The sequence below is a fragment of the uncultured Chitinophaga sp. genome (assembly GCF_937898475.1).
Classification (GTDB): Bacteria; Bacteroidota; Bacteroidia; order Chitinophagales; family Chitinophagaceae; genus Chitinophaga.
Map to the genome: position 1 here is coordinate 253,995 of NZ_CALEJS010000013.1, position 20,978 is coordinate 274,972.

18 protein-coding genes are annotated in these 20,978 nt (G+C 48.6%); 8 read left to right on the forward strand and 10 right to left on the reverse strand.

All coding sequences use genetic code 11. The annotated features are described in order from the left end of the window. Nucleotides 1-7: 7 nt before the first annotated feature. Nucleotides 8-925 (reverse strand): hypothetical protein, encoded by a 918-nt coding sequence (locus tag Q0577_RS06645; RefSeq protein ID WP_298733954.1) that lies wholly within the window; start codon nucleotides 923-925, stop codon nucleotides 8-10. A 540-nt stretch (nucleotides 926-1,465) separates the two neighbouring features. Here Q0577_RS06645 and Q0577_RS06650 point away from each other — a divergent pair. The 5 genes from Q0577_RS06650 (at nucleotide 1,466) to Q0577_RS06670 (ending at nucleotide 4,798) form a co-directional block, all read left to right on the forward strand. Beyond that, complete coding sequence (locus Q0577_RS06650) at nucleotides 1,466-1,915, forward strand: carboxymuconolactone decarboxylase family protein (protein ID WP_298733956.1); 450 nt, start codon at nucleotides 1,466-1,468, stop codon at nucleotides 1,913-1,915. Nucleotides 1,916-1,933: 18 nt separating this feature from the next. Further along, complete coding sequence (locus Q0577_RS06655; RefSeq protein ID WP_298733958.1) at nucleotides 1,934-2,137, forward strand: hypothetical protein; 204 nt, start codon at nucleotides 1,934-1,936, stop codon at nucleotides 2,135-2,137. After that, nucleotides 2,109-2,591, forward strand: a complete 483-nt coding sequence (locus Q0577_RS06660) for a YciI family protein (protein ID WP_298733959.1) — start codon at nucleotides 2,109-2,111, stop codon at nucleotides 2,589-2,591. The genes Q0577_RS06655 and Q0577_RS06660 overlap by 29 nt, the downstream gene beginning before the upstream one ends. A 44-nt stretch (nucleotides 2,592-2,635) precedes the next feature. Further along, on the forward strand, nucleotides 2,636-3,874 hold the full coding sequence (locus Q0577_RS06665; protein ID WP_298733961.1) for a DUF6596 domain-containing protein: 1,239 nt from the start codon (nucleotides 2,636-2,638) through the stop codon (nucleotides 3,872-3,874). Nucleotides 3,875-3,997: 123 nt separating this feature from the next. Further along, nucleotides 3,998-4,798 (forward strand): OmpA family protein, encoded by an 801-nt coding sequence (locus Q0577_RS06670; RefSeq protein ID WP_298733963.1) that lies wholly within the window; start codon nucleotides 3,998-4,000, stop codon nucleotides 4,796-4,798. A gap of 55 nt (nucleotides 4,799-4,853) precedes the next feature. On the opposite strand, the gene Q0577_RS06675 is transcribed toward Q0577_RS06670, so the two are convergent. Next, nucleotides 4,854-5,696 carry a hypothetical protein gene (locus tag Q0577_RS06675; RefSeq protein ID WP_298733965.1) on the reverse strand — a complete coding sequence of 281 codons (843 nt, stop codon included), beginning with the start codon at nucleotides 5,694-5,696 and terminating at the stop codon, nucleotides 4,854-4,856. Nucleotides 5,697-6,322: 626 nt separating this feature from the next. Beyond that, on the reverse strand, nucleotides 6,323-7,852 hold the full coding sequence (locus Q0577_RS06680) for a TROVE domain-containing protein (RefSeq protein WP_298733967.1): 1,530 nt from the start codon (nucleotides 7,850-7,852) through the stop codon (nucleotides 6,323-6,325). A gap of 250 nt (nucleotides 7,853-8,102) precedes the next feature. Between Q0577_RS06680 and Q0577_RS06685 the strand changes: the two genes are divergently transcribed. Continuing rightward, nucleotides 8,103-9,950 carry a thiamine pyrophosphate-dependent enzyme gene (locus tag Q0577_RS06685; protein WP_298733969.1) on the forward strand — a complete coding sequence of 616 codons (1,848 nt, stop codon included), beginning with the start codon at nucleotides 8,103-8,105 and terminating at the stop codon, nucleotides 9,948-9,950. Nucleotides 9,951-9,956: 6 nt separating this feature from the next. Here Q0577_RS06685 and Q0577_RS06690 read toward each other — a convergent pair whose 3' ends face one another. The 7 genes from Q0577_RS06690 to Q0577_RS06720 form a co-directional block, all read right to left on the reverse strand. Continuing rightward, nucleotides 9,957-11,678, reverse strand: coding sequence for an alpha-amylase family protein (locus Q0577_RS06690; protein ID WP_298733971.1), 1,722 nt, complete (start codon nucleotides 11,676-11,678; stop codon nucleotides 9,957-9,959). A gap of 274 nt (nucleotides 11,679-11,952) precedes the next feature. Continuing rightward, complete coding sequence (locus Q0577_RS06695; protein ID WP_298733973.1) at nucleotides 11,953-12,246, reverse strand: hypothetical protein; 294 nt, start codon at nucleotides 12,244-12,246, stop codon at nucleotides 11,953-11,955. Between the two features lie 82 nt (nucleotides 12,247-12,328). After that, nucleotides 12,329-15,274: a histidine kinase gene (locus Q0577_RS06700; protein ID WP_298733975.1), complete on the reverse strand. Its 2,946-nt coding sequence runs from the start codon at nucleotides 15,272-15,274 to the stop codon at nucleotides 12,329-12,331. Continuing rightward, a complete protein-coding gene (locus Q0577_RS06705) occupies nucleotides 15,267-16,070 on the reverse strand; it encodes a LytTR family DNA-binding domain-containing protein (RefSeq protein ID WP_298733977.1) in 804 nt (267 codons plus the stop codon). Before Q0577_RS06705 ends, Q0577_RS06700 begins: the two co-directional genes overlap by 8 nt. Before the next feature lie 158 nt (nucleotides 16,071-16,228). After that, on the reverse strand, nucleotides 16,229-16,711 hold the full coding sequence (locus Q0577_RS06710) for a LytTR family DNA-binding domain-containing protein (RefSeq protein ID WP_298733979.1): 483 nt from the start codon (nucleotides 16,709-16,711) through the stop codon (nucleotides 16,229-16,231). A gap of 123 nt (nucleotides 16,712-16,834) precedes the next feature. Next, nucleotides 16,835-17,569, reverse strand: coding sequence for a LytTR family DNA-binding domain-containing protein (locus Q0577_RS06715; protein ID WP_298733981.1), 735 nt, complete (start codon nucleotides 17,567-17,569; stop codon nucleotides 16,835-16,837). Beyond that, on the reverse strand, nucleotides 17,541-18,632 hold the full coding sequence (locus Q0577_RS06720) for a histidine kinase (protein WP_298733983.1): 1,092 nt from the start codon (nucleotides 18,630-18,632) through the stop codon (nucleotides 17,541-17,543). Before Q0577_RS06720 ends, Q0577_RS06715 begins: the two co-directional genes overlap by 29 nt. Before the next feature lie 222 nt (nucleotides 18,633-18,854). Between Q0577_RS06720 and Q0577_RS06725 the strand changes: the two genes are divergently transcribed. Beyond that, entirely contained in the window at nucleotides 18,855-19,670 is an 816-nt protein-coding gene (locus Q0577_RS06725) for an alpha/beta hydrolase (protein WP_298733985.1), read from the forward strand. A gap of 184 nt (nucleotides 19,671-19,854) precedes the next feature. Beyond that, the gene (locus tag Q0577_RS06730) at nucleotides 19,855-20,694 is read left to right on the forward strand and encodes an alpha/beta fold hydrolase (RefSeq protein ID WP_298733986.1); all 840 of its coding nucleotides are present in this window, start codon (nucleotides 19,855-19,857) and stop codon (nucleotides 20,692-20,694) included. The last annotated feature ends 284 nt before the right edge of the window (nucleotides 20,695-20,978 follow it).

Consider the following 20,978-nt stretch of genomic DNA (forward strand, 5'->3'; position numbering starts at 1 on the left):
TTTAACCTTACTCATTCCAATGCTCACTATTTTTTGCATTTTTGAGCTCATCAATTTCTTTTTTCAGATCTATTATATACAAGGTCAGTTCTTCCACTTTCTGCAGCAACCGCCTGTTCATCTCTCCAACGTCCAGTCCATTCCTTTCTATCTCGGCTGCTGAAGGAATATCTGGCAGATGCTGATTACATTTTATGTAATTTTCCAGTTCGTGTAACGGAAGAAGGGAGTACTCCGGGGTAAAAACATAATCCGCCCAGCCAGTCTGCACAACCTTCAACCTTTTGGAAAAGATATCACCGTTTACCGCCAGTTTGGCCTGTGGGTTATTGGTACCAATACCTACATTTCCATTTGCATCTATGCGTACACGCTCCACGCTGCCATTTGTTGAGAAAATAAGAAATCCTCCCGGTGTGACAGCGTCAAGATAATTAGCATTATTGCGGGTAAATGCAATTCTTGCCCCGCTGGCCTGAAATTGTATATGACCTAATGAGCCGGCTATATCAAGCTTTTCAGTAGGGGTAGCCGTCCCTATTCCGACATTGCCCGAATTGAAAAAACTGTTCCCGTCGGAGTATAACTGTATTTTCAATACGATGGAATCCTGTTTAGGTGCACTGAATAAACTGAGCCGGGACGATGTCGGGCCAATATTGGAACCACCCGGCCGCAGTTCTACGGCATTGTGGCTAAATGCCCCCGGGCGGCTGCCCATTACCAGGCTATGACCAATCCAGTGAAAATAGCTGTAGTTCCACCCATTAATAGAATGGGCACTATTCAGGTATATTCGCCCACCCTGTACATGGAGCCTTTCAAGCGGAGTGGTAACCCCGATAGCAATACTGTCGGCTGTGATCTTCTGGGCCATTACTGACATGGGTGCAAGCAATAAAAATAGGAGTGTTTTTGTTTTCATGCGGGTCTGTTAATTTAAGAAATTGAAAAAATACAGGGCGTCATGCCAGCGTATATTTCGTCTGCAGCTTGTTGGGATCTTCATTATGTGATTCAGAAATCAATTACTGTCTGGGCCAACTCAATGATGTACGCTTAAAATATTCTATTCATCGCTTACTTAATTAGATATAGGGAATATGCTTGTTCTCTTGCATTATTAAACATAGTAAAACAAAGAAAGAATTTTTCCCTGAAATGCAGGTAAGTTTTTTTTAGCACTATCAGGCGGCCGGTTTTCTACACCATACTATTTTACCCCTCTACTCCATACGCCATCCTTGCACTATCCGGGAGGATACAAAGTGGTTTTCGTAAGATCCTGTACGAGGTCTTCAGGTAAAATATACTCCATACAAATAGATATCCGGCTTCGATTGTTTTAATTGATAATCAATAAATTACTAAATACTCCCATTTCTCCCAAAAAAATATTCCCCGCCTTGTCCAATTCCCGGTTCCCGGTTGTCATTAGGGTATAAAACAATAAAAAACTGACAATATGGAAACGAGACTCAATCTCTTCGAAAAAGGACAAAACGCGTTGAAACCATTATTCAGCTTTGGCAGCTATCTGAAGAAATCTCCCGTAGCAGATGTGCTTGAACTGGTATTTTTCCGTGTATCACAGATCAACGGTTGTGCTTACTGCCTGGATATGCATTCCAAAGATGCACGCGCCAAAGGTGAAACGGAACAGCGCCTCTACGGTATCAGCGCCTGGAAAGAAACGCCTTATTATACCGACCGTGAAAGAGCCGCCTTTGCATGGGCGGAAGCCGTTACCAAATGCGATGTTCCGGATGAAGTATACGCCATCGCCAGGCAACAGTTCTCCGAAGAAGAACTGGTAGATCTTACCGTTGCCGTTACTACCATCAATACCTGGAACCGCCTCAATCTTTCTTTCCCGCAGGTAGCCGGTACTTACAGGGTAGGTCAATTTGGATGATCTCCCACCCGTCAACAGATGATGATGAATCAATTCCTGATCATATTTCAACATCTTGACATCAAAACATCGCAACCACCGCCGGACCAGTGGCAACACTGGTTCGCGCGCATGGTTGCCAGGGAAGGTTTGCCCTGGACCAACCAAAAGTCATCCATTATAAAGATACAGTTACTGATCATCGGCGGCGGCTTTGCACAGCCACCGCGGCGCATGGAATGAAGGCACTTTCACCTTTGTAGCGGCAGGCGGAGGATTAACGGATAATTTATTAGTTTCGCAATGGAAATCATCAATGATCACCTTCAGTCCGCCGCTAAGCATGAAAGAGTTTCTATTAATATTCCGCAGGGACTTCATTAACAAGGAAGCACAGCCCGATAATAAAACATACGTTGCTCACCTGGGGCGCTGGCAGGAATGGTTTGAAAGCCTTGCCGCGCAGGACCGCCTGGCTAGTCCGCCGCAACACTGGGACATGAAGGGCAAAATAGTAAAAGCCAACAAGAGCGTTACCAACGGGCCCTATGTGGAGATCAAGGAATCCATCGGTGGTATGGCCGTCATCAAAGCCAGCAGCTATGAAGAAGCTACAGTTATCGCCCAGGGATGCCCCATACTCGAATTGGGCGGTAATGTAGAGATACGGAAGGCCTCCCACGCAAACGAGGAGTAATTTTGAAAATGCCTTTGTAACTTACAGGGGTATTTTTAAGATCTATGGAGGAAAGAGCGATTTTACCCAGGTTATTCAGAACAGAGTATCAGAAGATAGTCTCTGTTCTCTGCAGCCTGTTCGGGATTAAACATATCGAGGTCGCGGAAGACATTGTCAGCGATACCTTCCTTTCCGCCGCTGAGCACTGGAACACCAAAGGTGTACCCGAAAACCCCACCGCCTGGCTGTATACCGTAGCCAAGAACAAGACCAAAAACTACCTGAAGCATAACAATATCTTTGAGCAGAAGCTTGTGCCCAACCTGAAAGCCGGCGCCAGTGAGTTTGAAGAGATTGAGCTGGACCTGTCTGTCAAGAACATTGCCGACAGCCAGCTGGCCATGATCTTCACTATCTGCAATCCCGTCATCTCCGCCGATGCACAGGTGGCCCTGGCCCTGAACCTGCTGTGCGGCTTCGGCGTACAGGAAATTGCCGATGCCTTTCTTACCAACAAGGAGGTGATCTATAAAAGGATCAATCGCGCCAAAGAGAAGCTGAAAGAGGCAAATATCCGCATTGAACAGCCGTCCCTGGCGGCAATAGATCAGCGCCTGGAAACCGTGCTCACTACACTATACCTGCTTTTCTCCGAAGGCTATTATTCCACCTCGCAGGACACCATGCTCCGCAAGGATCTTTGTGCAGAGGCCATGCGGCTCTGTTACCTGCTGGTAGAAAACCCGGCCACCAACAAACCGGCTGCCAACGCCCTCCTGGCCCTGATGTGCTTTCATTCCTCCCGCTTTGATGCGAGACTGAATGAAAAAGGGGAAGCGATCCTTTATGAAGACCAGGACGAGACCCTCTGGGATAAAGAGCTCATCGCCACCGGCGAATATTTCCTGAACCAGGCGGCCACGGGCAATACCCTTACCCGTTATCACCTGGAAGCAGGCATTGCTTACTGGCATACTCAAAAAGCAGATACACCGCAAAAATGGGAAAGCATCCTTGAACTGTATAACAGCCTGCTGATCCTGGAATACTCCCCTATCGCGGCGCTCAACCGTACTTATGCCCTTGCCAAGGCAAAAGGTAAAGAGTCGGCTATTACAGCGGCAGAACAGCTGGAGCTGAAGGATAACCAGTTTTACTATTCGCTGCTGGGGACTTTATATACAGATATAGACAACAGCATCGCATTGGCGCATTTCAGGAAAGCATTGTCGCTGGCTACATCACCGGTGGATAAGGCCACCATCACCGCCAATATAGAAAAGCTGGAGAATCAGCATTGAAGACTGTTCAGTTAGGCATAAAGTTTGCCAATCCATACCCGGTAATACAAAAGGTATTACTATAATTGATAAAGTATGAACCGTAATCAATTATCATTTAAATATTTTAATCCGAAGTTTTCTATGAAAAATGCCGTAAGGACGTTTTCCCTGTTAGCGGTTACTTTGGTGCTGCTGGCTGGCTGCGTAGCAAAAAGAAAATATGTTGATTCGCAGGTAGCCGTACGCCTTTTAAAAGCTGACAGTGCAACGCTTGCCAACAGAGTATCCAACCTGCAGGACCAGGTTGCCCAGCTGGAGCAGAAGCTAAAGGAAGCGGGCGCCGCCAATGCACAATTGTCTCAGAGCGCCAGCGCTACACAAAACCAGTTGAATCAAAGCAAAGCTGCATTCGCAGAACAGCAGCGCAAACTGGAACAGTTACAATCGCTGCTGGACCAACAGAAACGGACCGCCGCAGAGCTCAGGAAAAAGATGGCCGATGCTTTAAGCGGATTCAGCTCCAGTGAGCTGACCGTTACACAGAAGAATGGTAAGGTATATGTAAGCCTCAGCGAAAACCTGCTGTTCCCATCCGGTAGCGCGGATGTAAACGCCAAAGGCAAGGAAGCGCTGAGCAAGCTGGCCGCCGTGCTAATCGTAAACCCGGATATAGCTGTTAATATTGAAGGGCACACAGATTCTATTCCTATCCGTACAAAATACCCGGACAACTGGGCATTGAGTACTGCCAGGTCTACCGCCATTGTAAGGATACTGACCAACACTTACCAGGTAGATCCTGTGAGGGTAATCGCCTCCGGTCACAGCCAGTACGACCCGGTTGAAAGCAATTCAACGCCCGAAGGCAGAGCAAAGAACAGGAGAACAGAGATCATACTTTCACCGAAGCTGGATGAATTGTATAAACTATTAGGCACCTGATCGTGATGGTGTTATCAAAAAAAGACCTTACCATTTAGCGGTAAGGTTTTTTTTATTATTTCCTGGCGATATACTCAAACCGGCTGATCCAGAAGATTTTCTCACCTATAGAATGCGCATTCACTACTGTCACCAATCCCCGCTCGTCATAAGTGAGGGTCCGTCTATACCCACTAATTCCCGACTCCCGCCAGTTGTTCAGGGAAAGCCTGGCCAAGTTTCGGTAATTGCCCCGGACAAAGAACGCCAGGCCATGCTGGACATTAAAATACCGTTCTACATTATGCGCATTGTCATAATCCGTGCCTTCGGGGATGGGTGGATTATTATTAAATACTGATGTCGTCAGGTTGCCTCCCGGATAATAAAATGTGGTAGAATCTATTTCTCCGTCAAAGACGTCGTCCCTGTCATAGAACACTACTTTGTCCGCATAATACCGGATTTGTACCGTATCCGTGAATATCAGGTTATTACCTGCAGAATCGTATACGATCTGTACGGAAGGAAGCGTATCAATACCGTCATAAATATACCTGCGGCCATAAACAACATAATCCCCAACGGTATGCCGCCTTATATCTGTGAGCCGGTTCTCAGCGTCATAACTGAGGGAGTCTATATACATACGGACCAGGTTGGAGGTATCATTCTCAGGCGACTCATAAGTTTTTCTCAGGATCGGCTTGTTGACCGCGTTATATTCCAGTTCATGCACGATCTTCCGGAAATTATCACCGATAAGGATACCGTCATGAGAATAGGTTTCGCGGAACCCGAGTTCGGTAACCTTACCGATCAGCCATCCCTTGCTGCCGGAAGGTGGATGGGATGGATCTTTTACACAGGCGTTCAGGCACGCAATAAGGAGCAGCGCTGCAAAAGGGGCTTTCTTCATGGTAATCTGATTTTGGCATTAAAGGTGAAGACTTACTTCTTCAAAATAAGAAAGGTAAGGGAAAGGAAAAATACTGGTATTAGTATTTCCTGCCACAATACAGCTGCTATCACTATGAATTGATAGAACAGTATTCTCCCGGGCAAATGATAGCCCTGCATCTTCAGCCTTATCCATATAATCACGACGAAACAATTATCAGGTCCAATTTCACCAACTTCTCAAATGCTGACGACGATTCTGAACCTATATGTCTGAGGGGAAAATACTGGAAATAGTAAAGCTGGACATTATCGAATACATCACTAAAAAAGACAAGTAATTTAAAAGTAAGGTAACAAGCGAAAAGAGTATTTCCTGCTCTACCAGCTGAGCTACGTCCCCATGTTCTGTTATTACCTGTGGAGACAGTGGGACTCGAACCCACGACACGGTCGTTGTAATCGAAGTAACTCTTATCTACAACACTTACTTTTAAACTACTATATTAAAATGAGAGCAACTGGCGAACCCAGTTCGGGGCAACGCAAGCCGGAGTCGAACCGGATAGTTATTACACTATTCCTCCCCTGATGGCGTGAAGTAACTGGTTTCTACGGCATCTCATTTTTCTTTATTCTCTCCTCCTATAACTCAATCGCATAAATCCTATCCAATGCATCCGCACCATGCTCCATCGCCTCCATCACATCAAACACTTTATCAGACCATCCGGCAACCAGGTGCACATCATTTTGTTCCACCCGCAGCGGCGTATTTCCATAACCTGACAGGTCAAACAGGTACAGCTTTGCCTGCGGCGCTATCCGCTTATAGGCGGCCCATCGGCTGGACAGCGTATTATGAGCAGATGCGTTATTGGTATTACTATCCCACAACTGTACATCTGTAAATATCATCACCTTATCGGCAATATATTTCCGTTGTACCAGGTCGTCCAGCACCAGGTAGCCGTTGGTAGCGTATCCTACCTCTCCCTCACGCCTGTAAAAAGCATCCACATTAGCCAGTACACCACGACGCGGTAATGAAACCATCTTCCAGGTATCACCAAACATGCCTGATACTACCCGCTGTGATTTATACTGCAGCAGCATCCCCAGCAACAGGCCGATATCATACAACAACACTTTACTCTTTGCGGATACTGGCTTTTGCATAGATCCGGACACATCGCAGGCGATAACCACTTTGGTATCCGGGTCAAATCCTTTCAGATGCTGCACACTATATGTGATCGCTGTTTCCAGCGTATCCATTAACAGGCTGGTATAATCAGAAGCAATATCTTTCAGTTCACGGTACGCCGCCAGGAAGCGGAAAGGTAATTGCTTTGATGTAGCCACTGCTTTTTCATCCGACAGGTACCTGCAGATCTTCCCGATATGTGCTGCGCTCACATTGGCGCTCAGTATATTTCTCAGGTTACGCAGCAGGGCCATGTATCCCAGTTTTCCGCTGTCGATCAGCGCTTCCCATTTACGGGTAAACGCAAGGGCTTTTTCTTCCGGCGAAGCAAATGCCTGCTGTCCTAATGCAGACAATTCCGTTTCCCAGGTATAAGGCGTAGCCAGTTCCTGTTTGGCTATTTTGTTGAACAATACCTGTTGCGTTGCATCCTTCGCTTTGGGGTGCACCAGGAACAGTGCGTCCCGCAGCTTCACCTCCGCATCGCGGTTGTATTTTGCAAACTGGTACTCGTCAAATTTATTGAAAGATCCGGCAAGGCCTTTCTGCAGCTGCTTGGATATCCTGTTCAGCTTCTTGGCGCTGGTTCGCTTGTTTGCCAGCTGGTAATAGGCCAGCAGTTCCATGATCTCGTCAGGACGCTGTACAATATGCTCCACCATTCTTGACACCAGGCTATCCCCGCTGTGGATCTTTGCCAGTTCTGTTGCCAACACTACCGGTGCTGTACGCAGGTTCATCTGCTTACGGGCGTATACCGCCAGCCTGGCCACAAACTCCGCCTTCACTTTCGGCAGCAGCGATATGATACGCGCCATGCGCTCATCCGCCTTTTCGTAAGTAGCATCGCTCAGCATAGTAGTTGCAATAGCTGCATACAATTCCATTTCAGGCGACATGCGGTAAGCCTTTGCTCCTTCATGGTTAAGGACGGTATCGTTTGCCTTTGATGTAGTATTGAACCTCATAACTATTGTTGTTTGTTGTTGACCACACAAAGATGACCACCCATGTATGCAGCCGAACTGCGCAGTTGAAAAATCTTTTCACGCGTTTGTATAAACGAATGACTGACAGTTAAATATTCCTGAAAAAACTTTTAAACCAGGGCCGCCCAAATCACAAGTGCGCAGCTCTGTTGCGCACATGAATGGCACTACTGCATGGACCGCTGGCTTCAGGCAGGATAATTGAGGCGGCATAGGAAAACAATTGCTTATGAACCAGGAAGTGAACAAACCATCTCAGCAGGAAAAGGCTGCAAGTAAGAAAACCTTATCTGATGCGCTGGTGGAGCGCCTGTTGGCATGGGGCATAGATACCATCTTCGGTCTTCCGGGCGATGGCGTCAACGGTTTCGTAGAAGCCCTTCGTAAATACCAGGATCAGATAAAATTCATCCATGTAAGAAATGAAGCTGTGGGTGCACTGGCGGCAGTAGCCTATGCAAAGTTCACGGGGAAAATAGGCGTGTGTTTTGCTACCACCGGGCCCGGCGCCATACACCTGCTGCAAGGTATGCTCGATGCGCAGCTGGACAGGGTGCCCGTGTTGGCTATTACTGGCCTCACCTATCACGACCTGATCGGTTCAGAAAACATGCAGGATGCCGATACCAATCAGGTGTTCGAGCCCTTCACTGCATTCAACCAGCGCATTATGGGTCCCGCGCACGTGAACACAGTAACGGATAAAGCCTGTCGTATCGCACTGAGCAAAAGAAAGCCGGTGCACCTGGCCATCCCTTCCGACTTTCAATCTGTGCCTGTTGAAGAAGCAAAAACATCCCCGGAAAATGTGCCCGGGCATACAAGGCCTGGCTTTACTCCACCCATACTGCTGCCAGAGCGCTCGTTGCTGGAAGCAGCAGCACAACTGCTCAAAGGCCGCAAAAAGATCGCCATCCTGGCAGGTACCGGGGCAAGGGGCGCAGCCGAAGAACTGGAGCAGCTGGCCGAAATACTCGGCGCTCCCATTGCAAAGGCAATGCTGGGTAAAGACATACTGCCCGATGAAAGTCCGTATACCACCGGGGGTACAGGTCATACCGCTACCTGGCCCACGCAACAGGCCTTTAAGGAATGCGACGCCCTGATCATAATAGGCAGTACCATGCCTTTTCTTAAATGGTACCCTGCACCCGGACAGGCAGTTTGTATACAGATCGATGATCAGCCGGAGCGGATCGGTATGCGGCACCCCGTGGATGTAGGACTGGCAGGCGATGCAAAGGCCATCCTGCAGCAGCTGCTGCCTTTGCTGCAAAAAAACGAAGACCGCTCTTTCCTTGAAAAAGCACAGCAGCATATGCAGCAGTGGTGGCAGCTCATGGAACAGCAGGGCACACAGCAGGATATCCCCATGAAGCCGCAGGTAGTAGCCTGGCAGCTTTCCGCCTGTATGCAGGACAATGCCATTCTTTGTGGCGATGCGGGTACCGTTGCCTACTGGATCAACCGGCATGTGAAATTGCGTAAGGGGCAGCGCTTCTCGCTCAGCGGTACCAGCTGCACCATGATGGCGGGAATTTCCTATGCCATCGGCGCACAGGTGGCGTTTCCAGACAGACAGGTGATTGCCTTTATGGGCGATGGGTCTTTAACCATGGCAATGGGAGATCTGCTTACACTAATTCAATACAAGCTGCCTGTTAAGATCATCCTGTTAAAAAACAACACCCTTGCACTGGAAAAATGGGAGCAGATGATGTTCCTCGGCAACCCGGAATATGGAAATGATCTGGCGCCGGCAGATTTTCAGCAGATCGCCAAAGGCTGCGGTATCCCTTCAGTAAGGATCGATGATCCCGCAGGTTGCGCAGAACAGTTAAGAGAGGCATTGGCAACAGATGGACCCGTGTTAATAGAATGCGTGGTTGATCCGCATGAACCTACACTGGAAGCACCGGTGCCCGAAGAACATGCGGAGCACTTCCTCGAAGCGCTGAAGAAAACTACCAAAGATAAACAGGCAATTGCCACTGAAGTAAAAGAACATGTGGAAGAACAGCGAAAAGCCGCTCCTGCCACTGTGGGATCAGGAGAAAAGAAAATAAGCGGAAAGTAGCACATGCTAAAGGGCCGCATTCACGCGGTACCATTTGTATCCATAACCCGGCAGCAGTATATCATAGCGCCTGTTCACAGGTTGCAGCTGCTGCCGTTTATCTTTATCCGTCAGCTCAAGCAGGTAATCATCACCCGCTGCTGCGTTTAAACGTACCTGTTGGGCCATCTTACTGAAGTTGTGCAATGTCAGCACAGATTTGCCTTTAAAAGTGTAGCGCATCAGCAGCACCGCAGGGGCCACCTGCTGTATCTCCCAGCTGCCCAAACCAATTTCCGGGCACTGTCGCCGCAGGCGGATCAGTTCTTGTATCACCCTCAGCAGCGATCCCGGATTTTGCTGCTGTGCCGCCACATTTACTTTCTCATAACCATAATCACCGCCGCTGATCACCGGCCGGAATGCCTTCGGCGCAGTGGTAAAGCCTGCCTGCAGAGCCGAAGACCATTGCATGGGTGTTCGCACTGCCAGCCGCTCCTGCAGCCGGAGATCATCTCCCATCCCGATCTCTTCACCGTATCTTATCACCGGAGTACCAGGCAGGGCAAATAACAGGCTGTAGGCCATTTCCATCAGCGGCCTGTTATTATTGAACATAGGCGCCAGCCGCCGCCGTATACCCCGGTCGTACAGCTGCATAGAAGTATCAGGACCAAAAGCCTGGTATACTTCATTACGTTGTTTCGTGGAAAGCCGTCCCAGGTCTATCTCATCATGGTTACGCAGAAAATAGGCCCATTGTGCAGTGGCAGGTTTCTTCTTTGTATCCTGCAACGCTTTTACCAGTAGCGCGGGCTTACCCGTGGCAAATGCATAGAACAGGTACTGGTTAACGTAAAAATTAAACATCATCTGCAACCCTTCGCCGTTTTCACCAAAGTATTTTACATTGTCTTCCGGTGGCACATTGGCTTCTCCCAATACAATTGCGCTGCCGTTATGCCACTGTACAAACCGCTGCATACCGGTGATCACCTCGTATTGCTGCGGCGGCTGATCAACACCCGGTGTGGCCACCTCTATCATAAAAGGAACCGCATCCAGCCGGAAACCCGCCACGCCCTGCTGCAGCCAGTAAGCCAGTATCCTTTCTGCCTCTGAACGAAGATAAGGGTTAGCAAAATTCAGGTCTGGCTGAAAGCGGTAGAAGCGGTGATAATACCAGGCCTTCGCCACCGAATCGTAACTCCAAACCTCGCGCTGCACACCCGGAAAAGCCATTCCCTTATCGTAATTGGAAGGCCGTTGCTGCGTCCATGCATACCACTGGTGATAAGGCGAAGCCGTATCCTGTCTCGCACGTTTAAACCAGGGATGCGCGTCTGATGTATGATTCAGCACCATATCCATGATCACACGCAGGCCACGCAGCTTTGCCTGGTACATAAACGCTGCAAAGTCCCCGGGCGTTCCGCATGTGGAGTCCACACCGTAGAAGTCTGCCACATCATACCCGTCATCCCTGCGTGGCGAGGGCTGAAAAGGCGCCAGCCACAAAGCGTCTACACCCAGTCCCTTCAGGTAATCCAGCTGCTGTATCAATCCCTGGAAATCTCCCTGGCCATCGCCGTCGCTGTCTTTGAATGTATGCACATCCAGGTTATAGATGATGCTGTTCTTATACCAGCGGTCTTCTGCAGCATCGCGGATCACATATTGTGCACGCAGCGATCCAGACCATAGCAGCAGCAGGCCGTACAATAAAATAACGGGGAACCTTCTGTTCATAGCGGAACATTTACCATCTACTTCGCAATCCACGGGCCAGATGCCAATACAAACAATTGGTTGCAGTGGCGGAACCTGGTTTTATTTACCAGTGAGACCACTATAATAAAAGTAGCCCTCAGATCAGGAGATCCGAAGGCTGCTTAATGTTCCCCCCAGTAAAATTTCCGATATGTCCATTTCCGGGCAGGTATGTACGCTATGTGAAAATGGATGCTATTGTTTCAAAGCGCCGTAAGTCTCGTGCTCAACATCATGCCATGCAAAAAGTGAATCAGCCGGCACTTGGTGTCCGATGTGAAGGTGCTTTCTTTACCCGGATTTTGGATAAGTTCCTGTAGCTGGAGGTTTTATCTGCTTTCCAGGTCAGTTTGGTCAGAGGATAGTTATAGCCGTTGAAATATTCATAGCATACCCAGGTGCCTGTAGTAAGTATCTTTGTGTTCTTACTTAATGCGGGTGTTGCAGGCGCATCCGGTTTCTGGACAGTACAGGAAAACAGGGTCAGGGATAATGATGTAAACAGCAGGCTAACATTCGTTAATCGGTAGTTGCAGTGTTTTATCATACAGGAACAGGGATATTGGCTGCTAAATTAGCGCAGCGCCCGCAGGTAAGGCTTCAAAAATTTAGTAACGGTAGTGAATTGTTTACGAACGGCGGATGATGATCCGCGCCAGGGTTCCCTGCACCTCGCCAGACGGACCCGTTATTTCAAAGATGTCAAATCCTGCATCAATATTATGGATCAGCTTCAGCTGCGTAACACGTTTACGGATGCTGTCCAGTCCTGTTGACTCATACGGGGAAGGACGGCTGGGTGCAGCGGTCAGCCCTGCACCATTATCTTTCACATCTATATAAAGCACCTCCTCCTCATCTTCATGAATATGAACAGACAGCAGGCTATCTGCAGACTGCCGGGGTACCAGGCCATGGCGGATGGCGTTCTCTACCAGGGGTTGCACCAGCAAAGGCGGTATCAGTATACCGGCGGTATCTATTTGTTCTTCGATGTCTACCTCGTAATGCAGCCAGTCATTAAAGCGCAGTTTTTCCAGCCGGAGATAGTTGCGGATCAGCTCCATTTCCTTTTCCAGTGTGATCAGCTCTTTTGAGGCGTTGTGCATATTCTGACGGATCAGGTCTGCAAAGGTCACCAGGTATTGATTGGCGGCCTGCCTGTTATCGCCATTCACCAGGCCCTGTATATTATTCAGGCTATTGAAAATGAAGTGGGGATTCATCAGCGCATTCAGCGCCTTGTATTCCAGTTTCATGAACTTTATTTCGGACGCATGTACCTGTTCTTTCTTCCTGATGAAGTAACGGGTAACCAGGTGAATGACCCACCATAGTAAAGCTGCGAAGCACAAAGCCGCCAGTAATATAAACCACCAGGATGTCCAGAATGGCGGGGTGATGGTCAGCAGCAGGGACGCCGGAATACTGTGTACATTGGAAGCGCTGCTGGCCCTTATCGTGATGGTATAGCTGCCCGGCCTGAAAGAAAGCAGGTTGATCTCTTCATTCCTGATGGGGCGCCATCCTTCTTCCCCACCGCCGGAAACGGTATACTCATAGCTGAGATCTGTCATACCGAATGCCAGCGCCGTGAAAGACACCTCGATGTTCCCTGATTCGCCGTAAGGAATGGTTACATGACCACTGCCCGTAGTATAGGATTGCTGCAGGGTACTGACACCGGTAAAAAGCAAACGGGATGGTGTAGCTTTTTGCAGCAGGGCTGTTAAAGGTACGGCTGTAATATTGCCGTCCTTAAAGAAATAACAGGTATGGCCATCGGAGAAGATACGCTCCGCATCTGCAGGCACAAAGGGATATGCAACGGTGGAAAGCTCATATACCGGGCTGCCGGCGCCTGGCGTTACCTGCAGTATACGGTACTGCTTATTGGTACAGATCAGCAGATGACGGTTGTCCAGCTGGAAAGCCCTGTCCCAGATACAATCCTGTAACGGCAGCGTATCAACGCTCATACGGCTGTCGAAATGATTGCAGATGATAAGCCGGTTACTGTTATTCCATCCCACCAGGTAATTACCCAGCATATAAAAACGGGACAGGCTCAGGTTTTTAAAGGATGCCTGCAGCACGGCGCTGTCATTCACCATCCTGTACATTCCTTTACCCGTGCTGAACCAGATATCGTTACTGTCGGATTGTGCCATGTAGTATATACGCTGACCGTCTGAGACCCGGAATACATCTTCCAGTGCAGTGCTGCCAGCCGTCCCGATCTTTGAGCGGTCTATCCGCAGTATAAAATAACCGTTATGTAACCAGTAGATGTACCGTGGAGTATTGCAGATCACCTTTACGGCTGATATCCGGTATACCTGGTTGACGGGCGATGCTATAAGGTGATTCCGTTTGACCGTTGGCTTATCTGCCACCAGGTTTTGTACAATAAAATGATCCTGGTCTGCAATAAAATGGAAATTGCCCTGATCATCCGCTATAGCTCCCGGCTGTGGCACCGGGTCTTTTCCCCGGCCCCTGTATTGCATAAGATCGAATATGCGTGTAGCTTTTCCCTGCTGAAAACGATAAAGCTTTTTATCATCGGTAGTAAAGAAAAGTTGCCCTTCTGCAGCAAATGCGTACTGCGCCGTTCCTGTATAGCAGTTGTTATAGAACTTAGTTTCGCGGAAGCGCCTGTCAAAACAATACACGCCATTGTTGAGCGTACTGACCCAGTAATTGCCATTCACATCCTGCGACACATCCGTTATCCTGGAAGTTTTCAGCATGGGTGCGCTGTTATTGATGACCAGCCCTTTCTCTGTTCCCACAAAGGTATCGGTTTTGCTGATGTACAGGCTGTTTACATTATCAAATACTTCATCGCCCTTAAAATGATAGATAGGCTGATCATCCTTATAAACCGCTTTCTCAGATACAATGTAGCACATCTCCTGCCCTACCCTGCACCGGTGCCTGTTATTAGGCCTGACCCTGGTTGAGATGATATTGTAACCGGTATCTATCAGCAGGCTGCCATGCCCGGTGAGCAGCTCATAGGTGGAGGGAGAACGTTTGCTGACAGCCACTGTAAGGTCGTTGGGGCCCTTGCCCCATAATTTGTTCAGGTAATACACCCGGCAGGTATTGCCTTTAATGTTTACAAACATTTCCTTGTCGGAAAAATGCAGGGTGAAACTACTGTCGCTCTCCAGCGAAGTACCAAATGCATGCGATGTGTTGGAAGGCAGGTTAGGAAAAACGCTGTTGGCGGTGTGGATCTTTCCATCTTTAAAATAGCACAGGTTACCCTTGAAACAATTCAGCCATATACGGCCGTAGTGGTCTTCAAAAAGGCTGATAACATCGTTGTCCGTCAGACCGTCGGAAGTAGTGAATGTTTCAAACCTGATGCCGTTATACCGGGCAACGCCTTTATCCGTTGCAAACCACAGAAAGCCGGTGCGGTCACGGTACACCTGGTATACCATATTACCGGGAAGCCCGTCTTCTTTTGTATAATGAATAAGCGGGAATTCCTGCGCCGGGCAGGGTTGCGCGATGATAATGAGCAGCAGCAGTGTAATATATTGCACAATCTTTTTACACATGCGTAGCCCGGTATTGCTGAAGGAAAGTAAGCAGGCCGCTGTGTCGCCTTCTGCCAACGGGCAGACTGAAGCGGGTACCGGAGGCTACCACCTGGCTGCCGTCTTTAATGATCTGTTTAATGTGCAGGCCGTTCACCAGGTAAGATTTGTGGATCCGGTAAAACTGGTCTGCCGGCAGCAGTTCTTCATACTCTGCTATGGAATTGCTCATCACGGTTTGTTTTACCTGGCCGTCTTTCAGGAATGTTACCTGCGAATAGCTGCCTTTGGCGGCAATATAAAGCAGGTCTTTAAAATCGACGATCTCCACAGAGCTGTTGTCGCGCAGGCAGAGCTGCCTGGGTTGCGTATGCTCTTTTAACTGCCTGGACAATGCCTCATAGGCAGGTAGTTGTACGTTGGCCTTGAACCGTATTCTTTCTTTGAGCTTACGGATGGCGGCGGCCAGGTCAAAAGTATTGATCGGTTTCAGGATGTAGTCGATAGCATTCAGCCGGAACGCCTTTACGGCATATTCGTCATAGGCCGTCACAAAAACGATCTCGAAATTCACGGGAGAGATACGTTCAACAAAACTGAAGGCGTTCTCTTTGGGCATTTCTATATCCAGCAGCAGGGCGTCCGGTGTGTGTTCGCGGATCAGCATTTCCGCCTGGGTGGTGTCCTGCGCAATGCCCATGATGTTGATATAGGGGTCTACATCACGGAGCAGGATGTTCCGCAGGTTATTACAGGCTTCCATCTCATCGTCTACGATGATAATGTTTAGTGGCGGATCGGGTGTCTGCGTTGTCATAGGTGAGATAAAAGTAGCTAAAATCCTCCATAGGCAAAAAGAAGGCGCCTCTTTCCGGGAGGCGCCTTACTGACATTTGGGGCTAGTTCCTGAGAATAATCGCGGGGGCAAAACTTTTTTGGGGCACAAACAGAGTAATCAAACTACGGGTTAACAAATCATTCTCCCAACCACTTACGGAATTCGGCCGCTTTTAAACGGCTTACAATAACATCCTCTCCTGTATCGGGGCTAAGCCATATTTTTAGTTTGCCATTGAACCAGGCATGAACCTGCCTGATGCTGGTATAGCTGACAATAAACTGCCGGTTGATCCTGAAAAAGATATTGCCATCCACTTCCTGCTCAATATCGTCCAGGCTCTTTTCCAGGATGTGTTCTGTATCGCAGACGGTCCTGATGCAGGAGAAGCGTCCCTTTACGTAGAAATAGGCGATATCTTCCACGGCGATGGGGAACAAGCGGGTTCCCTTGCGTACCAGGTAACGCTGCACCGGCGTACGGTCGCGGAAGCTCACGCGTAACAACCGGCTGAACAGGCTGGGTACTTTCACTACCTCTACCGCTGGATTGATGCCTGCTACCAGTTCCCTGATCTGGTTGGCAGCTGCCGTCTCACTTTCGTCGAAAAGAATCTTCATGACCGCTTGTTTGTGCTGTAAAATGTTGATGCAGCAAAAGTAAGGTAGCAAACAGCAGGTTCACCGGTTTTCCGACAAAGTGCAATAATGGTAGACGAAATGCTTACGGGGGCGACGAAGATCTTAATAGATGAGTTTTTTCAGGCTTTCGAGGTAACTTCTTGCCACCACGATCTCGGTGCCGTCATTCATCACAAGAAAAGTTTTGGAGATATCGCGGTACACTTCCTTCACGTGATAGATGTTCACGATAAAGGAGCGGTGCACACGCAGAAAACGCTGGGGATCCAGCCGTTTCTCCAGTATGCTGATGCCCTGGGAGCCCAGGTAGGATTGTCCGGCAACATGGATACGCGTATAATCCTTCTCCGCCTTCAGGTAAAGAATATCCTGTACATCCAGGCTTTTAAGACGGCCCGGGGTTTCTACAAAGATCCTGGGGGGATAATTACCCTGTTGCAGGGGGATGTTAGCCGCGAGGGTATATAAGGCATGCTGGTCTGTCCGCTGCCTGATGCGCGATACAGACAGATCGAAACGCTGACGGGTATACGGTTTCAGCAGGTAATCCACTGCATTCATTTCAAAAGCCTTGATCGCGAAACGGTCAAATGCCGTGGTAAAAATGATCATGGGTATATGTGCGATCTCCTGCAGTACCTCCAAGCCATTAAGACCGGGCATCTGCACATCCAGGAAAACCAGGTCTGGTTTCATCTCGTTAATGGCCTTTACCGCTTCAATACCATTCTCGCATTCGCCCAGCACATCCATTTCCGGGTGGGCCTGCAGATACTGGCGGATCAGGCTGCGCGAAGCTTCTTCATCATCAATTATTAAGACCGTTGTTACCGACATGATGTTGTATAGGAATGTAAAAATAAAATGTCATCCCCGTGGGATGATTCCTTTCAATATAAAGCGTTTCGTTGAATAACAATTCGAGCCGCTGCCGCGCATTCCGGAGCCCCACCCCTTTGGCAGACAGCATCTCCTGTACATCACCAGCATAGCCTTTGCCTGTATCGCTCACGGTTACCTTCAGTTTACTGTCTGCACGCTCAAAGCCAACCGTGATCCTGCCGCCGTTCAGGCTGGGTGCAATACCATGGCGGATGGCATTTTCCACCAGCGGCTGCAGCAGCATGGAAGGCACAATGATATTTCCCGTCTCTTTCAGGCAGCCGATCTCGAACTGCAGGCGTTTACCAAAACGCCTGTTCTCCAGCTCCAGGATGGTATTGATAAAAGCGGCTTCCTCGTTAAGCGGCACCCATTCGTGCTGGGTAACATACAACGCATAGCGGAAAGTATCTGCCAGCTTGGCGATCAGCTCCCGCGTGGTTTCCTGCTCCGGCGGCACACTGGCGCTGATGGAGTTCAACGTATTGAAAAGGAAATGCGGCTGTATCTGCGCCTTCAGCGCATTGATCTCACTGTTATAGGCCAGCGAAGAGAGCTCCTTTTCCTTTTTCAGCTGCAGCTCACGTTCCCTGAAAAAGTGATAAAGGTGAAGAAAGCTGAAGATCTGTACATAGAAAAGCAGGTTAGGGCCAATATTCAACAGCACACTGTGGGCAGTGATGGGCGCCTTGCCGCTGAGGGGATTGTAAATCACATACAGCCCTATCCAGCTGAAATAATAGATCAGGGAGGTAGGCAGATGGAACCAGAAACGTTTCTTGAGCGGCCAGTGGGCCAGCTTCCTGAAATGTAGCCACCAGGGCGGTATACACGAAACGAACATGAACACACAGTCTACCGCCGTTTCCCTTGCATAATGCCAGGATACCCGTCCGCGGATCAGGTCTGGGAAGCCGTATAACAGGCTCATCACAACAAAAAGGGACAGGAAGGCTACGATCTCCTGCCAGGTTACACCCGGCACCAGGCCTTTTTTATTTCCCGGAGGATTGCTCATGATAATTCAGAATAACTCGCCCAATATACGGCAAAATCGTAGTGGTAAAATTAGGGCGCTTGTAAAGTTGAACGCCGCAATGGTGTGTGAAATGACGGAAAAGACGGTTGAAATGACGATTAAAGCGTATGAACCGTAACAATTATCCCGGTGCCGTTCAATTTGATTTCATAAATTAACCGAAAGCACTATTTTTATCCGTCAATTAAATTTCACGCTTTTATGAGATATTTCTGCTACCTGCTGCTCCTTTGTTTTGCCCTGCCGCTGATGGCCCAGGATACTACAACCTACCTTGAACAAAAAGATATACTGTACCGTACCGGGCAATTGGACGACTATATGAAAGAGCGCTGCCGGCTGGACATTTACTATCCTGCCAGGCATGCCAATGTGCCGGTGATCGTATGGTTCCATGGCGGAGGGATAACGGGTGGCAATAAAGAAATACCCCGTGCGCTGAAGCAGCAGCATGTGATCGTGATCGCGGTTAACTATCGTTTAAGTCCTAAAGTATCCTGTCCGGCTTACATTGAAGATGCCGCCGCTGCTGTTGCCTGGGCCTTTAATCATGCAAAGGAATACGGTGGCGATCCTGCGAAGATCGTGGTATCCGGGCATTCTGCCGGCGCTTATTTGTCGGAGTTAGTAGGCCTTGATAAAGAATGGCTGGCTAAGTATAATATCGACGCCAACCGCATTGCGGCACTGTTCCCCTTCAGCGGACAAGCCATCACACATTTTACTGTTCGGAAGGAAAAAGGCATCCCGGATACAAAGGTCACGGTAGATAAATATGCGCCCATAACGCATATCCGTGCTGATGCGCCGCCGATGTACATCTACACTGCCGACCGCGAGCAGGAGCTGCTGGGCCGCTATGAAGAAAATGCCTACCTGGCACGCATGATGAAACTGGTGGGACATAAAAAGACGTACCTCTACGAGTTTGACGGCTTTTCACATGGCGATATGCCGGGGCCCGGGTTCCAGTTAATGCTCAAGCAGCTGAATGCTGATTTCTGGAAGTTGAAATAGGTAATAGGGAGATTGATTATAAGAGGCGAATGCAATGGGTGTTTTACGTCCGTTGCATTCGCCTTTTTATGTACGTATTAAAGTCATTGTAAATGGTCCGGGCGTTCAGGTGCCATGTTCAATTTAACCTAAGTTAAAAACATCCTTGCTGTTTTGATCGAAGTTTGCGTCAAACATTACAAATATGAAAACGCACTACAAACAATTTATGGCAAGGCCATTATTCTTCCTGGTACTATTAGCAACGATCGCTGTGGTTGCTTTCAGCAGTTGTTCAAAAGATGATGATCCGCAGATCCCCCATCCCAAGACCTTTGTATTGGTGCATGGTGCGTTCCAGGCGCCATATGCGTGGCAGTTTGTCAAATCAAAGCTCGAAGCGGCAGGTCAGCAGGTAGTGGTGGTGGAATTACCCGGCCATGGGCAGGACCAGACAGATCCATCAACTATCAGCATTAATACCTACCGTGACAAGGTGATTACCGCCATCAACGAAGTGAAGGGATCGGTGGTGTTAGTTGGTCACAGCCTTGGCGGCGCCATCATCACTGCAGTGACAGACTCCATACCGGGCCAAATTGATAAACTGGTGTATCTCGCAGGATTTGTTCCCGCAAATGATCAGTCCATACTTGACCTCACGATGATGGATCCCGGTTCTCTTTTTGGTCCGGCGCTCACTTTCTCTGCCGATGGGGCAACAGCAAGTATTGCAAACGACAGGATCGTTTCTGTATTTGCCCAGGATGCAGACGCTCAGGTTCAAAAATTACTGATGGATAATAACAGACCCGAACCAATTGCAGCGCAGGCCGATAAAATCTTCCTGAAAAACCCGGCATTTGCAGGAGTTCCAAAATATTACATCGAAACCAAACAGGACCATGCTATTACCATTGATTTGCAGAACAAGATGATCAGCGCGGCTAAGATAACAAACGTTTATTCGGTGAATACAGGGCATTGTCCTATGCTTACGCAGCCGGATCAGGTGACGCAACTGCTGTTGGAGATTAGTAAGTAGTGTGAGCTTAGAAAAATAAACAACGGATATGTATTTGATGCTCTCTCAATTCGCCTGCCACTCTCCTTAAAGCGTAGCTCAATTAAGGTTGCTAATTTTTTTCACCAGGTGTATACTTTCCCTGGTGCTATTTAATGTTGAGTGAAAGTTTGTGCGCTTTCAACCAATCCGGATCAAGCGCCTCTTCCGTATAACTATAGTTCAGTGCTATATCTGATGTCAGCTTATAGCCTGGAGGAATATACTTAATCTGAGATACTGTCAGGTGAAGGAGCTGTTCTGTT

What these genes read in the sequence shown, in the direction of transcription:
- Q0577_RS06715 (WP_298733981.1), bottom strand. Translation starts at nt 17,569, where the DNA reads ATGTCGGTAACAACGGTCTTAATAATTGATGATGAAGAAGCTTCGCGC.
- Q0577_RS06720 (WP_298733983.1), bottom strand. Translation starts at nt 18,632, where the DNA reads ATGAGCAATCCTCCGGGAAATAAAAAAGGCCTGGTGCCGGGTGTAACC.
- Q0577_RS06690 (WP_298733971.1), bottom strand. Translation starts at nt 11,678, where the DNA reads ATGAACAGAAGGTTCCCCGTTATTTTATTGTACGGCCTGCTGCTGCTA.
- Q0577_RS06710 (WP_298733979.1), bottom strand. Translation starts at nt 16,711, where the DNA reads ATGAAGATTCTTTTCGACGAAAGTGAGACGGCAGCTGCCAACCAGATC.
- Q0577_RS06725 (WP_298733985.1), top strand. Translation starts at nt 18,855, where the DNA reads ATGAGATATTTCTGCTACCTGCTGCTCCTTTGTTTTGCCCTGCCGCTG.
- Q0577_RS06670 (WP_298733963.1), top strand. Translation starts at nt 3,998, where the DNA reads ATGAAAAATGCCGTAAGGACGTTTTCCCTGTTAGCGGTTACTTTGGTG.
- Q0577_RS06665 (WP_298733961.1), top strand. Translation starts at nt 2,636, where the DNA reads ATGGAGGAAAGAGCGATTTTACCCAGGTTATTCAGAACAGAGTATCAG.
- Q0577_RS06695 (WP_298733973.1), bottom strand. Translation starts at nt 12,246, where the DNA reads ATGATAAAACACTGCAACTACCGATTAACGAATGTTAGCCTGCTGTTT.
- Q0577_RS06645 (WP_298733954.1), bottom strand. Translation starts at nt 925, where the DNA reads ATGAAAACAAAAACACTCCTATTTTTATTGCTTGCACCCATGTCAGTA.
- Q0577_RS06700 (WP_298733975.1), bottom strand. Translation starts at nt 15,274, where the DNA reads ATGTGTAAAAAGATTGTGCAATATATTACACTGCTGCTGCTCATTATC.
- Q0577_RS06685 (WP_298733969.1), top strand. Translation starts at nt 8,103, where the DNA reads ATGAACCAGGAAGTGAACAAACCATCTCAGCAGGAAAAGGCTGCAAGT.
- Q0577_RS06705 (WP_298733977.1), bottom strand. Translation starts at nt 16,070, where the DNA reads ATGACAACGCAGACACCCGATCCGCCACTAAACATTATCATCGTAGAC.
- Q0577_RS06675 (WP_298733965.1), bottom strand. Translation starts at nt 5,696, where the DNA reads ATGAAGAAAGCCCCTTTTGCAGCGCTGCTCCTTATTGCGTGCCTGAAC.
- Q0577_RS06650 (WP_298733956.1), top strand. Translation starts at nt 1,466, where the DNA reads ATGGAAACGAGACTCAATCTCTTCGAAAAAGGACAAAACGCGTTGAAA.
- Q0577_RS06730 (WP_298733986.1), top strand. Translation starts at nt 19,855, where the DNA reads ATGAAAACGCACTACAAACAATTTATGGCAAGGCCATTATTCTTCCTG.
- Q0577_RS06655 (WP_298733958.1), top strand. Translation starts at nt 1,934, where the DNA reads ATGATGATGAATCAATTCCTGATCATATTTCAACATCTTGACATCAAA.
- Q0577_RS06680 (WP_298733967.1), bottom strand. Translation starts at nt 7,852, where the DNA reads ATGAGGTTCAATACTACATCAAAGGCAAACGATACCGTCCTTAACCAT.